The organism is Duganella sp. CF458 (assembly GCF_900113115.1).
Classification (GTDB): domain Bacteria; phylum Pseudomonadota; class Gammaproteobacteria; order Burkholderiales; family Burkholderiaceae_D; genus Rugamonas.
Window position 1 is genome coordinate 288,221 of the sequence record NZ_FOOF01000008.1, and the last position, 15,072, is coordinate 303,292.

Annotated in this window: 10 protein-coding genes and 1 pseudogene; 3 read left to right on the forward strand and 8 right to left on the reverse strand. The window is 62.3% G+C overall.

The window, feature by feature from the left end; translation table 11 throughout:
- The first annotated feature begins 1 nt into the window (after position 1).
- On the forward strand, positions 2–1,774 hold the full coding sequence (locus BM269_RS14675) for an AI-2E family transporter (protein WP_090437917.1): 1,773 nt from the start codon (positions 2–4) through the stop codon (positions 1,772–1,774).
- Positions 1,775–1,896: 122 nt separating this feature from the next.
- On the forward strand, positions 1,897–4,101 hold the full coding sequence (locus tag BM269_RS14680) for an OsmC domain/YcaO domain-containing protein (protein ID WP_090437919.1): 2,205 nt from the start codon (positions 1,897–1,899) through the stop codon (positions 4,099–4,101).
- Here BM269_RS14680 and BM269_RS14685 read toward each other — a convergent pair.
- Entirely contained in the window at positions 4,098–5,075 is a 978-nt protein-coding gene (locus tag BM269_RS14685) for an NAD-dependent epimerase/dehydratase family protein (RefSeq protein WP_090437921.1), read from the reverse strand. The two genes, BM269_RS14680 and BM269_RS14685, sit on opposite strands and share 4 nt — an antisense overlap.
- Positions 5,076–5,170: 95 nt before the next feature.
- On the opposite strand from BM269_RS14685, the gene BM269_RS14690 reads away from it, so the two are divergent.
- Complete coding sequence (locus tag BM269_RS14690; protein ID WP_090437923.1) at positions 5,171–6,073, forward strand: LysR family transcriptional regulator; 903 nt, start codon at positions 5,171–5,173, stop codon at positions 6,071–6,073.
- A gap of 8 nt (positions 6,074–6,081) precedes the next feature.
- On the opposite strand, the gene BM269_RS14695 is transcribed toward BM269_RS14690, so the two are convergent.
- The 7 genes and pseudogenes from BM269_RS14695 to BM269_RS14725 form a co-directional block, all read right to left on the reverse strand.
- Positions 6,082–7,560: a flavin-dependent monooxygenase QhpG gene (locus tag BM269_RS14695; RefSeq protein ID WP_139232748.1), complete on the reverse strand. Its 1,479-nt coding sequence runs from the start codon at positions 7,558–7,560 to the stop codon at positions 6,082–6,084.
- A gap of 5 nt (positions 7,561–7,565) precedes the next feature.
- The gene (locus tag BM269_RS14700) at positions 7,566–8,963 is read right to left on the reverse strand and encodes a radical SAM/SPASM domain-containing protein (RefSeq protein WP_090437970.1); all 1,398 of its coding nucleotides are present in this window, start codon (positions 8,961–8,963) and stop codon (positions 7,566–7,568) included.
- Positions 8,953–9,777 carry a hypothetical protein gene (locus BM269_RS14705; protein ID WP_090437927.1) on the reverse strand — a complete coding sequence of 275 codons (825 nt, stop codon included), beginning with the start codon at positions 9,775–9,777 and terminating at the stop codon, positions 8,953–8,955. The genes BM269_RS14700 and BM269_RS14705 overlap by 11 nt, the downstream gene beginning before the upstream one ends.
- A complete protein-coding gene (locus BM269_RS14710; protein ID WP_229204658.1) occupies positions 9,777–11,195 on the reverse strand; it encodes a hypothetical protein in 1,419 nt (472 codons plus the stop codon). The genes BM269_RS14705 and BM269_RS14710 overlap by 1 nt, the downstream gene beginning before the upstream one ends.
- 7 nt (positions 11,196–11,202) lie before the next feature.
- A complete protein-coding gene (locus tag BM269_RS14715) occupies positions 11,203–12,792 on the reverse strand; it encodes a ferritin-like domain-containing protein (protein WP_090437929.1) in 1,590 nt (529 codons plus the stop codon).
- 302 nt (positions 12,793–13,094) lie between these two features.
- The gene (locus tag BM269_RS14720) at positions 13,095–13,643 is read right to left on the reverse strand and encodes a hypothetical protein (protein ID WP_090437931.1); all 549 of its coding nucleotides are present in this window, start codon (positions 13,641–13,643) and stop codon (positions 13,095–13,097) included.
- 53 nt (positions 13,644–13,696) lie between these two features.
- Positions 13,697–14,228, reverse strand: a pseudogene (locus BM269_RS14725) (helix-turn-helix domain-containing protein); the annotation flags it as partial.
- Between the last annotated feature and the right edge of the window lie 844 nt (positions 14,229–15,072).

Consider the following 15,072-nt stretch of genomic DNA (forward strand, 5'->3'; position numbering starts at 1 on the left):
TATGAAAGTAAATTTCGCCGTCACGGCGGCTTGTGTGCTTGGCCTTCTTTATTTTGGCCGGGAAGTGTTGCAACCCGTCGTAACGGCTCTGGTATTGAGCCTGGCGCTGGCCCCATTGATCCGCACGATGGGCGGCCTGGGGCTATCGCGCGTCAATTCGACCTTTGGCGCACTGGCGTTGGTGATCGTGGTGTTCGCCTGTACTTTCGCAATGCTGGGCGCCAATGTACTGGCGCTGACGTCCGACCTGCCGCAATACACCGCCGAGATTCGCGCCAAATCCAGATCATTGGAAGAACTGGCCCAGCACCCTTTGGCGCGCCTGGCGCCGCAATTGCTGGAAGAACCGCCATCGGCGACGACACTTGAAACGGGGCCTCGCCCAGTGCCGGTTGAAATCCGCGAGCACGCCAGCACCAGCGATTCCATTGCCAAGGCAATTGGCGTTGTATCGGGTCCGCTGGGCGAGGCTTTCCTCGTGCTGGTCCTGATGATCTTCATCTTGCTGGATCGCGAGAACCTGCGGGACCGCGTGCTGCGGCTGGTCGGCCAGCGCGAAGTCAGTCGCACCATCAAAGGCCTGGAAGACGCGGCCGAGGGTGTGTCGCGGTTCTTCTTCACCCAGTTGCTGTTGAACCTGACTTTTGGCGTGGTGGTCTCGATTGCGCTCTGGCTGATCGACATTCCCCATGCCGCGCTGTGGGGAGCACTGTGTGCCGCACTTCGATTTGTACCCTACATTGGCGCGCTGATCGCCGGCGCCGCGATTGCGCTGTTCGCCGCCGCGGTGGAACCTGGTTGGTCGCTCGCCGTCTATGCCATTGTGGTGTTCATCGTACTTGAGGTGTTCGTTGCCAACGTGATCGAGCCGCGCGTGTACGGTCATAGCGTTGGCATGTCTCCGCTGGCAGTGATTGTCTCGGCACTGTTCTGGGGAGCGATCTGGGGTCCCTTGGGGCTGCTGCTCTCGACACCGCTGACATTGTGCATCGTGGTCGGCGGCCGTTATATCAAGAGCCTGGAACCGATCAGCATCATGTTTGCCGAATCGCCAAATACCAATGAGGCGCAACGCTTCTATCACCGGGTACTGAGCGGCGATGCCAATGCCATTATCGAGGACGCACGCGCCTTCCTGCGGAAGTCGACCCTGGCGCGTTACTGTGACAAAGTGCTGTTGCCGGGCCTCGGAATGGCAGCGGCAAGCCTGCAGAGTGGCCAGGAAAGCCGCTTGCGCGCTACCGTCGCGATGGTTGCCGATTCGCTCGAAGCAGGCCAAGCGCCGAGCCGGGCTCGCCGGCGCAAGATATCCATGCTCGACGAAAACGTTGGCGCCCATTTGCGGCACCAGCGCGAGGAGCGCCTGGGACGTTGGCAAGGCTCGCTGGACGTGCCGGCGCGCTCGGTGATTATCTGCACCTCCATGCCCGGAGTGCGCGAGGAATTCGTGAGCGAGCTGCTGGTACTGGTTTTCCGCGATGCGAAGCTCGATGCCCGCAGTTTCGTGCTCGATCAGGCAGACCCGGCAGCCGATCCCGGTGCCGACAACCTGGTTTCCACCGTTTTTGTCACGTATCCGATCGAGAGCGCGCCGGCCGCCTGGATTGCGGCCGTCACGGAACTGCGCGCCGCCTTGCCGGACGTTCAACTGGTAACGATACGTCCGCGCGACGACGTGGGCAACGAGCACGCAACCGTTGCCTCGCACGTTGACCTGGTGCTGCAATCGTTTGAGGAGGCTCTGGCGTTCGTCACCCCAAGCAAAAATGCCTAGAAAGCGCGGCTGGTGCTTGCTTGCGAGGGCAGGGGAGTGCCGGCGAACAGTCTTTGCGGTGCGCCGAAAAAGAGCCGATAATAGCGGCCACGCTATTTTGAGCACTATTTTGGAACATTCCCATGGAAATTAAGGTCAACTTTCTCGATAAGCTTCGCCTGGAAGCTAAATTCGACGATTTCACGGTCATTGCAGACCAGCCAATCCGCTACAAAGGGGACGGCTCGGCGCCTGGACCGTTTGACTATTTCCTGGCGTCGTCCGCCTTGTGCGCCGCCTATTTTGTGAAGTTGTATTGCTCAACTCGCAATATTCCAACTGAAAATATCCGCCTGTCGCAGAACAATATTGTCGACCCTGAAAATCGCTACCAGCAGATTTTCAAGATCCAGGTGGAGCTGCCACCGGATATCTCGGCCAAAGACCGCGAAGGCATTTTGCGCTCCATCGACCGTTGTACCGTGAAAAAAGTGGTGCAGGCCGGCCCGGAATTCATCATCGAGGAAGTCGCAAACCTCGACGCCGATGCCCAAGCCTTGCTGACCCTCGACCCGGCGTCCGGCACGAACACCTACATTCCGGGCAAGGACCTGCCGCTGGAGCAGACCATCGCCAATATGTCCGCTCTCCTGGCGGAACTGGGGATCAAGATCGAAATCGCATCCTGGCGCAATATCGTTCCGAATGTGTGGTCGCTGCATATCCGTGACGCGCACTCGCCAATGTGCTTCACCAACGGCAAAGGCTCGACCAAGGAAAGCGCGCTGGCCTCGGCACTGGGCGAGTACATCGAACGAATCAGCAACAACCACTTCTATGCCGGTGAATTCTGGGGTGAAGACATCGCCAACGCCGACTTTGTGCACTACCCGGACGAGCGCTGGTTCAAGCCCGGCCGAAAAGATGCACTGCCGGTCGAGATCCTGGACGAATACAGCCGGGAAGTCTACAACCCGGATGGCGAGCTGCGCGGCTCGCACCTGTACGACACCAACTCCGGCAACACGCAACGCGGCATTTGCTCCTTGCCGTTCGTGAGGCAGTCCGATGGCGAAGTAGTCTACTTCCCAACCAACCTGGTGGAGAACCTTTTCGTCAGTAACGGCATGAGCGCCGGTAACACGCTGGTCGAGGCGCAAGTGCAATGCCTGTCGGAGATCTTCGAAAGGGCGGTCAAGCGCGAGATCCTGGAAGGCGAACTCGCATTGCCGGACGTCCCGCAAGAAGTGCTGGCGAAGTATCCCGGCATCCTGGCCGGCATCAAAGGCCTGGAAGAACAAGGCTTCCCGGTATTGGTCAAGGATGCGTCGCTCGGCGGAACCTACCCGGTCATGTGCGTGACGCTGATGAATCCGCGCACCGGCGGCGTGTTCGCCTCGTTTGGCGCGCATCCAAGCTTTGAGGTCGCGCTCGAGCGCAGCCTTACCGAACTGCTCCAGGGGCGCAGCTTTGAAGGCCTGAACGATCTGCCGCGCCCGACGTTCGTCAGTAACGCCGTGACCGAGCCAAATAACTTTGTCGAACATTTCATCGATTCCAGCGGCATCGTGTCCTGGCGCTTCTTCAGCGCCAAATCGGACTTCGATTTCGTCGAATGGGATTTCTCCGGCCAGGGCGAAAACTCCAATGCCGAAGAAGCCGCAACCTTGTTCGGCATCCTCAAAGACCTGGGCAAGGAATCCTATATGGCGGTCTACGACCAGTTGGGCGCCACTGCATGCCGCATCCTGGTGCCCGGCTATTCGGAAATCTACCCGGTGGAAGACCTGATCTGGGATAACACCAACAAGGCCCTCCAGTTCCGCAGCGACATCCTGAACCTGCATCGCCTGGATGATGAAAGCCTTGAAGCGCTGCTTGATCGCCTGGAAAACAGCGAGCTCGATGAATACGGCGACATCGCCACCTTGATCGGCATCGAATTCGACGAGAACACCGTTTGGGGACAGCTTACCGTTCTCGAATTGCGGCTGCTGATCAACCTGGCCCTGAACGAATACGAAGCGGCGCAAGAGCTGGTGGAAGCCTTCCTGCAGTACAACGACAACACGCTGGATCGCGGATTGTTCTACCAGGCCCTGAGCGCGGTATTGGAGGTGCTGCTGGACGAAGAGATGGAACTGGACGATTACGTCGTCAACTTCCGCCGCATGTTCGGCGACGAGAAGATGGACGCTGTGATTGGCTCGGTCAACGGCAGCGTGCGATTCCACGGCCTGACCCCAACCAGCATGAAGCTGGAGGGGCTCGACAGGCACCAGCGCAAGATCGACAGCTACCGGAAGCTGCACGCGGCTCGCGCCAAGGCCGCGGCCAAGTCCAGTTAAGCCCGGGCCGGAAGACAACCAAGGCTGCCAAGCGTGCGGGCGAGGGCGGTTTCCAGCGGCGTATGCGGTTCGGTGCCCAGCACCTGCCGCAGCTGCTGGTTCTCCATCCGGACGGCATGCTGCCACAAATAGCGCATCTCCATCATTTCGCGTAAAGTCTCGTTGAACGGCGCCGCGAGGCGAATCATCCACCAGGGGAATGCCTTCAGCTTTGGCGCCTTTGCACCATGCGATGCGACCACGCGCTGGATCGCACGGCCAAACTCGGTGCCGTCACGGTCCCAGTAACCAGCCATGTGATAGCTTGCGAAGCCGGGCAGTTTGTCGCGCATATCGAGCAACGCAAGCATCGTGGCCGCGACATCGGGCAAGTAGGCATATTGGTGGCCGACACCTGGTGCGCCGGGCAATTTGACTTCGGCCGGCACTGCGCCAGGCTGGATCATGCCTTGGGAAAGCCAGTTGTTGCGGGCGCCCGGCCCAAAGAAGTCGCCTGCACGGACGATGATGACGCGAACCTTTCCTTGCACGCTGGCTTCTTGCAGGCGCCTTTCCATCTCCACCCGAATTTTGCCTTTGCGCGTAAGAGGGCGCTGCAACGAATCTTCATGCAGCACAGGGAAAGCATCGGGACCGTAGTTATAGACAGTTCCCGGCAGGACGATGGTTGCCCCCTGCGCAGCCGCCGCAGCGATGGAGTTGTCGATCATTGGCAAAACCTGCTTGCCCCAGCCGCGATAGCCCGGCGGATTGACGGCATGGACGATCACTGAACAACCCTCCGACGCCCTGGCGACATCCAGGGCGTTCATCGCATCGCCATCGACCCATTCGACACCGTCAGCCGTGCGGTTTGCCACGCCAAGTCCGCGTTTCAGCGCGCGGACGGTCCAGCCTTGTGCCACGAGCTGGCGCAGCATTTCGCCACCGATTCCGCCGCTCGCGCCCAGGACCAATGCAGTTTTTGCTTTCATGATTTGCTCCGTAAAGTTGACTATGGAGCAAATTATGGCCAAACTCTGGCTAAACGAAAATCCCCCAAAACCTTGCATCAGCTATACAACTTTGTATGACAAACTCGATTCCTTGGGACTTGTACCGAACCTTCCTGCACGTTTTGAACGCCCAGTCGCTATCCGGCGCCGCACGATCCCTGGGCCTGACGCAGCCGACAGCCGGCCGCCACATTTCCGAATTGGAATCCGGCCTGGGCTTGGTGCTGTTCACGCGCTCCCAAACCGGATTGCAGCCAACTGACGCCGCGCTGCAATTGCGGGCGCAACTCGAAGAAATGCAGCACGCCGCAGCCGCGATAGAACGCAGCGCCCATGGCCACAACGCGGTTCGCGGAGCGGTCCGGATTTCAGCGAGCGACGTCGTTGGAGTGGAAATCCTGCCATCGATCCTGGCGCCGCTGCGCTCCAGATATCCCGAACTGGCCATCGAACTCGTTCTCAGCGACGCCGTCCAGGACTTGCTCGGCCGCGAGGTCGACATTGCCGTGCGCATGACGCAGCCGCAGCAGGATCTGTTGCTCGCCCAGCGCGTCGGAGACGTCACTCTGGGGTTCTATGCGCATAAGGAGTACCTGGCGGCGCAAGGTGAGCCGAAATCGCTGACGGATCTGACACGCCACAGCCTGATCGGATTTGATATGGAGACGCCATTCCTGAGGGCGGCCGGCGCCAGCTTGGGCGGATGGAAGCGTGAAGGGTTCGCATACCGATGCGACAGTAACCTGGCCCAGATGGCGCTGGTGCGCGCCGGCGCAGGAATTGGCGTGTACCAGTCCGGCCTGGCGGATCGAGAGAAGAACCTGGTTCGCGTCCTTAAAAAAGAAATGAACATGGGGATGACGACCTGGGTAACCATGCATTCAGACCTGCGGCACAGTGCGCGCTGCAAGACGGTATTTGACGCATTGGTGAGCGGCTTGAAGGATATCTGGTCTAAAAACGGCACATCTGATTAAACGCACACTCAACCGACGCTTTCCAGCAAGCCGCGCTGCCACAGCCAGGTGGCGATGCGCTGGGCCTTGTGGCTGGGCATGCCGGCGGCCAGCTGGCGCAGTAGCTGGGCCAGTGGCAGCGGTTGCGCCAGCCTGGTCAAGTGCGGGAACAATGCCTCGTTTTCCAGGAAGGCCAACGGCCGCTCCAGATGGGGGTGGTCGAGCGCCGTGTGCAGGCACACCCGGTCGTCAACCACGCACGGCAACTGGACAATCGCGGCGCCGCCATGCAAGCGCAATGGCAGGGCAGGGTTGAAGGCGGCCAAAGGTTTGAGTTCCGGCGGCTGGTAGCCTGCCAGTCGGACACGCTCTATGGACAGCGCGGCAAGCAGTTCCTGGGGCAGCTTGCCATCGGCGCTGGCTTCGTAGTGCGCTCGAGCCTGCCAGAAGGGCTCGCCGGCGCACCAGGCCTGGCCATAATACGCTTCGGTCCAGTGCGCGTGGCGCGCGCAAGCCTCCACCAGCCGGCCCTCGAAAAAGCGCCGAGCCAGCGCGTGGCTGCCGGTGCCGTCGTCGCCCAGCATGGTGTGCAAGGCCACCGCTGCCTGCAGCGAAAAACGCATGGCCTTCTCCACGCCGGACGAAGAAACCGGATCGAGCGCAAAGGCCGCGTCGCCCAGCTTCAGGCGGCCGTCCTGCCAGCAGTCTGCGGCCAGGTAAGGCGTGGCCGAGCACATTTGCACCTGCCCCAGCAAGGGCAGTCCGGCCGCGGCGGGCAGCAGCCGGCTGGCAGCGCAGGCGGCGCGCAGGCGGGCCTCGGGACTGGCCGCCCCTGCCTGGCGGGCCGCCTTCGGATCGCAGAGCAGCATCAGCCGATAGCGCCGGCCAGGCAGGCAGCCAGCCCACAGCCAACCGTGCTCCAGCGCTTCGACCAGGGTGGTGCCGTCCAGCTCCGTCAGGGCCGACTGGTCAACCTCGCCCCACAAGGCCGCCAGGCGGGGAGCACAGTCGACGCGAGACGCCGCGCTGCGCCCGCATGCGTCGAGGATGAAGCGGGCTCGCACCTGGCGGCTGCGGGATTCCCCGCACAGCAAGCTGACGTGCCAGTCGCCCGCCGCGCCGTTCAGGTGCAGCAGGCGGGCCGGCTGTTCCACTTCGATACCGCGGCGCTGCGCCAACGCCAGCAGGGCCGCGTCGAAGCGGCCCCGGTCGACGATGGCCGAACCGGCTTGCTGCAGCAGGTCCGGTTCACGGCTGCGCCACAGCACCCGGCTGCCGGCGTGGGCGACGTGCGGTACCGCCGCCAGTGCGTCGTTGGCATCCAGCAGTTCGATGATATTGCGCACGCCAGCCGTGAGGACCTCACCGACCTGGGCGCGCGGCCAGATGGCGCTGCGCTCGACCAGCAGTACGCGGTGGCCCAGCTGCTGCAGGCGTAGCGCAGCGCTGACGCCGGCCGGGCCGGCACCGACCACCAACGCGTCGAACGTACAATCTCCGTCGCGCATCGGACTTAGTCCGGCTGGCCGGCCGGCGCCGCAAACCAGTCCGGCACCAGGTGGCTCAAGCGTTGGTGCGCGCCTATCGTGTAGTGCAGCCAGCCACGAATGTAGTCGCAGGCGCTGCGCCCACGTGCCAGCACCTCGTGGTGGCAGCCGCCACCGCACAAGTAGCGTGCCCAGCAGTTCGAGCAGGGCTGCTGCTGGTGCACATGGCGTTCGCGCAGCCAGATCGCCTGGCGGGCGCGGTCAACCCCGTCTTTCAGCGAGCCCATGGCACCTTGCTCGTCGCCGACGAAGCGGTGGCAGGCCGACAACTCGCCGTCGGCCGAGACGCCAAAGTAGCCCGCGCCGGCGCCGCAGGGGTAGGGCCGGTGCGTGCCGCGCTGCAGTTCGCGCAGCGCGTTCTGCATGTTCATGAAGGGATAACGGCGGCCCTGCAGCACGTTCTGTTCGAAAGCCAGGCCGCAGGCGATCATCGCCTCCAGCATCTCGGCCAGCTCGGCTTCGCCCATTTCGGCACGGCCGTTGGCGGCGCGCAGCAACGGTGAAAAGCCGACGCTGTGGAAGCCCATGCCGATGAACATATCGAGCGTGCCAAGCAGGTTCAGGTTGAATGGCGTAACCGTGACGCGCGCCGACACTTGCATCCGGCGCTGCGTTGCCAGCAGTGGTGCAATGCGTTCAAGGATGCGGTCGAAGGACCCCTTGCCGCCCTTGAAGGGGCGCAGCCGGTTGTGCTGTTCGGCCGCACCGTCCAAACTGACCGTAACGGCGAAGCCGTGCTGTTCGAAGAAGTCGGCGTCGTCGGGTCGCAGCAAGGTGCCGTTGGTGGTGATCGAAAACCGGCAATCGACCTGGCGCAGCGCCGCCTGCCGGCTGGCGTAGTCGGTCACGCTGCGCAGCACCGCGCGGTTCGACAGCGGTTCGCCGCCCATGAAGGCCAAGTTGACTTTGGCGCCAGGCGCCGCCTGCGACAGCAGCAGGTCCACCGCCTGGAGCGCCTGGTGCTCCTCCATGCTCTTGGCCTTGTCGCCGAACTCGCCCTGCTGGGCATAGCAATAAGTACAACCGAGGTTGCACTTTTGCGCGATCGCCAGCGACAGCGCGTGCAACGGCGGCGCGGCCAGCGGGGTGTCGTCGATCAGCGCCTCGGCACGCAGGCCGCAGCTGTCGACCAGGCCTTGCAGCAAGGCCGGATCGTCACTGCCCAGCGCCGCGCGGAACTGCTCGGTCAGCGCGGGCGGCAGGTGGTACAGGCGCGTGCCGTTGACCATCAACAGCTGCGCACCCTGGGCGTCGTCGACCAGGTGGGCGTGGCGCTGGCGCGGCCGCGAGGCCGCTGCGATGCGGCGGCTCAGGGCTCGTGCCAGGGCGGCTGGCGGCGCGTCGGCCATGGCATCAGGATTCATCGGCATCCTTGCCACGGATGATGAACTGCAAGTCCTCCTGCCAGGATTTGAACAGGTCGTCGTAGGAGTACAACCGGGTGTCGGTGCGGTTGTCCGGAATGTAGGTGCCGGTACGCTTCTTGGCGAACCACATGTCGCCGCGCGACAAGCCGTTGACGCCCGGTTCGACGTTGACATAGTCGGGGCGCGAAGCGGCCCAGTAGTAGCAGGCGCACTCCCGGTAGTCGTTCTGCCACGGCGCGCACAGGCCTTGGGTCAGTTCGCCCGGCTGCAGCAGCGCAGGATTGAAGGCCGCCGTGTCGGGTTCGAAGAAGGTGCGCAGGCGTAGTTCGACGGTGATGACGGGCGTGTCCGGGCCGGCCAGCACCTCAGTGCTGGCATCGGCCTGGGCGGTGAACTCGCAGCTGACCAGCTGACCTTGCAGGTGCAGGATGCGGGCAATCGAATTCGACCATTCCATGAAGGAGACCGCATTCGGATTGGCCACCGAGGCCAGCGTGCCCGAGCTGCCATCCGGGAACACCGGCCCGGTGGTGTTGACCATGGTGCCGACTTCCAGGCCGGCGAAACGCAGCAGGCGGCGCGTGACCAGGTGCTGATAGGCGGGCTCGGCGTCGATCACGTAGTTGTTGTTTTCGACCAGCACAATGCCTTCGAAGGCGCGCCGCCACAGGTTGCGGAAGTCGAATTCCAGGCCAGGGAAGCAATTGGAAATCGCGCTGCGCGGCAGTATCGAGGCCGGGTTGCCGGCACCACGGTGGTGGATTTGCGCGGTCAGGTTGTTGGCGCTCAGGCTGGGCTGTTTGGCGGCCATCAGAGGTCTCCTGCAGGGTTGTTGGGTTGGCTGAACATGGCGTTGCGGGCGGCTTTCACCACCATGTCGATGTGGCGCCGCGTCAACGTCAGGCCGCGGCCGTCGGCGCCGCGCATCAACGCCGGCATCTTGCGCAGCGCGGTCGCGGACAGGTCGCCGATTTCCTCGGGCAGGCGCAGTGTCTGGGCGAACCACGGCGCGCCGCCGGCCGAGAGGGCGCTGAATACGCGTTCGTGCAGGGCGCGCAGCGCCAGGTTGTCGACCAGTGAAGCGGCGGCGATCGGCTCGTAATAGCGCTCGAAGTCGTTGCTGTTCTGCCGCACCATGGTGCTGGCCACATTGAGGCGCCCGTTCACCGGGTTGCCGTTCATGACCGCCGTGTTCATCAGCCGCACCGTCTCCAGCGCGCGCAGCACCAGTTCCGTGGCTTGTTCCAGCGACACTTCCTCCTCCTGCACGGTGGGGCCGTGTAGCAGCTGCTCCATTTCGTCCGAGACGACACGAATCGGCAGCGTATCCGGCGCGTAAGCCGGCGGACCGGCGCCGATAGTAGCTTGGGCCACCAGCGTGCTGTTGTCTGCCAGCGTCAGCACCACCCGCACCAGGCCATCGCATTCGTCGTCCAGGTAGCCCCAGCTGACCTGCTGACCCTGGGCGTTGGCGTAACCGGCGTAGATGCCGGCCGGGTTGGTCAGCGTCGGACCGCTGCTTTCGGTGTAGTTGAGCCAGTCGCCGCGCGCCGCGTCGTACAGCACCAGGTCTTCGTTGTCGATGATCGGGTCGGGCACCAGCAGCGGCACGCCATCGGCCTGCGGTTCCAGGCGCTGCATGCGGCTGCCGTAAACCTTTCCGGCGGCCGGGGTGTAGCGCAGGCGGATTTCCGGAAAGTCGTCGCTGGGCGCGATGAACTGCACGTGGCCGAGCGGTAGCGTTTTGCCTGCCTTGAAGTTCTCACACCAGCCTTCCAGCGCGTGGCGGGCGTGGTCCCGCAGGCCGAAGACGGTGGCGTGGATCTGGTCGTTGCGGTTGTTGGTACGGCGGTAGATCTTGATGTTGCCCAGCTCGACATCCCAATGCAGATTGGCCAGCGTCAGCCCATGCTCAGCCAGCAGGGTAGTGGTCAACGGTTGTAGCTGCTCGGGGTCCTCGCTGGTGCGCGCGTAGACTTCCAGGAAAGGCGCAACCGGCCGCACCAGCTTGTCGTCGTCCTTAAAGCGGATATTGTCGGGCACGTAGGCACGCACAATGCGGCCGCCCAGCGGATCGATCTCGAAGCTCTCGCGCGGCACGATGCGGCGGTAGTTCATCGGGCTGTCCGGATCGGTCTCCAGGTCGAACGCTTCGAGCGGCTCGGCGGCGCCGCCCAGGCGGGCTACGGCCAGCGGAGGCAGGATTCTCAATTCCAGTATCGGCATCATTGGTCTCCTAAAGCAAGGCGGCGTCGATGCTGCCCGACAGGATGCGCAAGATCAGCTCGCGCATGTTGCGGTCGGCTTCGCGCAGCGACGCCAGATAGTGATGGCGGGACTCGGGCGCCAGCAGCTGCAGCGCTTCAACCACGCTGGCCGAAGCAGTCAGCAGGTCGAGGTGGCCGCGCCATTTGTTGGCCTCGCCGAACGGGCTGTTGAGGGTGTAAGGCATCTGGAACGGGGGGCCGGCGAAACCGGCGGATGGGTTGTCGGCCGAGACGGGCAGCTGCATCAGGATTTCGGAAACGGCGCGCAGGTTGTACATCTCGCCGAAGGTAGCGTTGACGATCGCACCACGCGGCGTAATGGCGCCGGCCGCATTCAAGCCGCCGTACAGCGTGAAGCTGTGAATCAGATAGTTCAACAGCATGCGGTAACGGATGTTGTGCAGCGTTGCCCATAGCGCCGATTCGGGATGCGTGATGCGGGTGGTGGTGGCACTTTCATCGCCGCCTTCGTCATCGGGATTGAGCGAGACATAGGGGTTGAGCGCGACCTGGCGCGCCGGCGCCCAGGCGGCGCGTCCGGCTGGGCTGTTGGCGCGCAGGCCAGACTTGCTTTCGGGTTGCAGGGCCTGCCATTGCGGCGCGGCGAAATCAGCCGGCCGGGCCGCGTTCCAGTGCGCCGCCGTCAGCGGCGTGTGCTCGATCAGTTCGCGCATCTCGACATAGATGCGCAGGAAGCGCACGAAGTGCGAAGCAGTGGTGCCGCTGGTGGCCTCGCCCTGTTGGGCGATGGCGTGCAGGGCGGCGACCATGTCGTCGCGACAGGTTTGCGGTACTACCAGCACGTCCGGCGTCTGCGTCGGCTGGCCGCTGGGACGGCCGCGATGGCCGCCCTGGTAGCCGCGGCCCCATTCGGCAAAGTCGGCTTGCGCCGGCAAGGTCGAGGCGTCGAAAGCGGCATCGGGCAGGTATTCGGGATCTGCCACCAGCGGAATCAGGGTGTTGAACAACGCCGCGACCTGGTGCGGATTGTCGGTCTGGGCTTGCACGCGCAGGCGGATCTCGTCGCCCAGCGCGCCGCCGTCCCAGTCGACCGGGGATTCGGCGTACACATACTTGGCCAGCGAATCCAGCGTCAGCGGTTCGAGCATGAACGGGAAGGGGTAGAAAGGGGAGTCCCAGGGCTCGTCCTCGCGTTCCATGTGCAGCGGAGAGCCGATCAGGCGCAGCGAATTTTGCACCGAGATCAAGTGGCCCATCTCTTCCTTGGCTATGCCCAGTATCACCTCCTGCCAAGTGCGCACGCTGTCGCGGAACGCCTCAGGCACCTGGGGCCCGCCCAGCGAATACGCGGCGTACAGGTATTGCACCATCAGGCAGTGTTCGATTTCCGCGTCGATCGACAACAGATAGGTGATGTAGTCGCGCGGCGAAAATTCCAGGTTCAGTGCCGGCGTGCTGGCGGCCTTGGCGCTCGCCGCCGGCGCCACCGTACCGCGCAACAGATGTGGCGTGGTCGATGGCAAGCCTTGTTCGGTTCCGGTGCGTGGCAAGACGGGAGAGGGCGCGCCGAGGTGTCGGCGGATCTGTGCAGCTCGCATTTCTGGTCCTTCTCATGTCGGACATCCCGCAGGGATGCATTGCGATAGGCGTCGTGACAAGCGAAGCGCGCTTCGGCTGGAGGCGACGGCGTCAAATGACAATAGCGTGATCAGGCAAACGAGAAAGCTGGTGCGCCGCATCGCGGGCCGGTCTGAAAAGCTTGCGTCAGGCTGGCTTTTAGGAAGTGGCATGCCGGCGCCGCTGGGGCGGGCCAACAGTGCTGCGAGTATCGCAACGACTTATAAAATATTCAATGCTTAAAAGTCGCCATGGTGGCGGAAAAACCACCGCAACGCTTGCATCATGAGCCGCTGCGGTGGGCGAACTGGCGCGGCCATTGGGTTTTCAAACTGCGGGAAGGTGTCAAGAGGGGGGCACGCAATTGCATGGTAAGGAACTTGAAGGAAAAGACCGGCCGCACCTTCAGGCGTGACCGGTCTTGTGGTTCGTGGAGGAGCGCGCGGCGGCGTGGATGATATGTCTCACCCTGAATTTGTTGCGCGGCACTCCAGTTGACGCCATCGGGGGACGTGCTGGACCACAGTTGGGAACTGCTGGCGTCCGAGTACACCATGCACAGAGTTTCCCCAAGTGCAGCCAGCGCCGGAATCGAGGTGTTCTGTCCCTGTATCGGCAGCGCGCCGCTCCAGTTGACGCCGTCAGGTGATTGTGTCCAGTACAGCTGAGAACTGGTATTACTGGTGTAGACCATGTACAGCTTGTCGCCCATTAGTGCCGGCGCCGGCACCGAGGAATACTGGCCATTGATCTGGGCGGCTTGCGACGAACTCATGCAGTCAGGCGATAACGTGGTCCATAGCTGCGAACCATTCGAGTCGCTGTAGACCATGCAAAAGCCGCCTTGCGGTGCGGCCGCCAAGGCTGGAATGGAGGTGAATTGGCCATTAGACGGCTGGTGGCGTCATCGACAATGACCAGGACCGTGAATGCAGGGGCTCGTTTTTCGAACCAGGCATGATTGCTCCTGTCGATCTGGATCAATTCACCGTAGCTGGCGCGTCGATTGCGTGGCTGGTAGACCCGCAAGGGCAACTGACGACGAGGAACCCATAGACCATCGTCAATCATCAGTTGCCGTACCGTTTCCTTGGACAGCAGAACGCCATGTTGCTCGCGCAGCTTCTCGCAGGCGAATCGGTCCGAAATCGGGATAGTGGTCACGCAGCAGGCGTACAGCGCGATTCACCAGTTCTTTGGGGAGTTGGTGGTTGCTCGAACGCCCACGATGGCGGGAAACTAGGCCAGCAGGGCCTTCGGCACAGTATCGTTGGACCAGCCGCCGAACTTGCAGTGCGGTGAGCTCCAGACGCTGCGCAGCCAGACCCGGCCGGAGATGGCCATCCACCACGGCTTGAATCGTCTTCAGCCGATCCGCTTCGCGCATGCTCATCATAATTGTCCCGGACTTGGCCATGGCGGGCTCCTTGAAGTGGAACATCCAGCTTGCGCCGAGGCCATCTGAAATGCGACATTTCTATATTGCTAGAACCGGACATTACTACTTTGCTATGACATGCATACTTCGCATAATCTATATTATGTCAAGTAAAGAGTGGACGTTATCGCCGCTTACGCCGGGCCGTCGTTAGTTTGCAAAAAATTGTTCTCGAATTATGCATAATTTTGTACCTGCCCCCATGCGCGCGCCTACCACGTCACGTTTCCTTGCCAGGAGCGCAAAATTTCGCAGCTGCGCTCAAAGGACTTCTACTGGCCATTTGTGGAAGCTGTACAAGTACTCGCCGCCGCCTTCTCGGTCAGTAAGTTTTGCTCTAATACGAAATCTTGTACCCACTGGGTATTCCCGCGAGAGTTCCTTGGAGCACTCCACGTGTAGTTCCGTTGGCAGTCCCTGTCCATCAATTGGTCGGATATGTATTTCTCCGCGAAGCCCAGCTGTTGAAGTTGGCTTGAAGCTCTCCACAATTACAGAACGGTACGGTTCATCCTTCTTCGCCATGTTGTCCTCTAATAGTTCGAATTTGCCAGCATTATTTGAATCCGACTTTTTTCAAGGCGTCCTTAACTTTCTTTTCTAGAAGCGCCTTTGCCTGCCGCGTCGCTTCCTTCGTAAGTTCGCCGTGTTTGCCGCTAGCGCCGCACTTTGCGCATTTCACGATATCGGTAGGTTTGGGGTTCGTTGGCATCTCGAACTTCGTGCTGCGGAGCGTGTCAATGAATTTGAAACACCTTGTTGAATCGGCGAGAGTCTAAGACTCTGATTTTCAGGCAGCTTTTTTCTCCATGGTTGGTGGGTT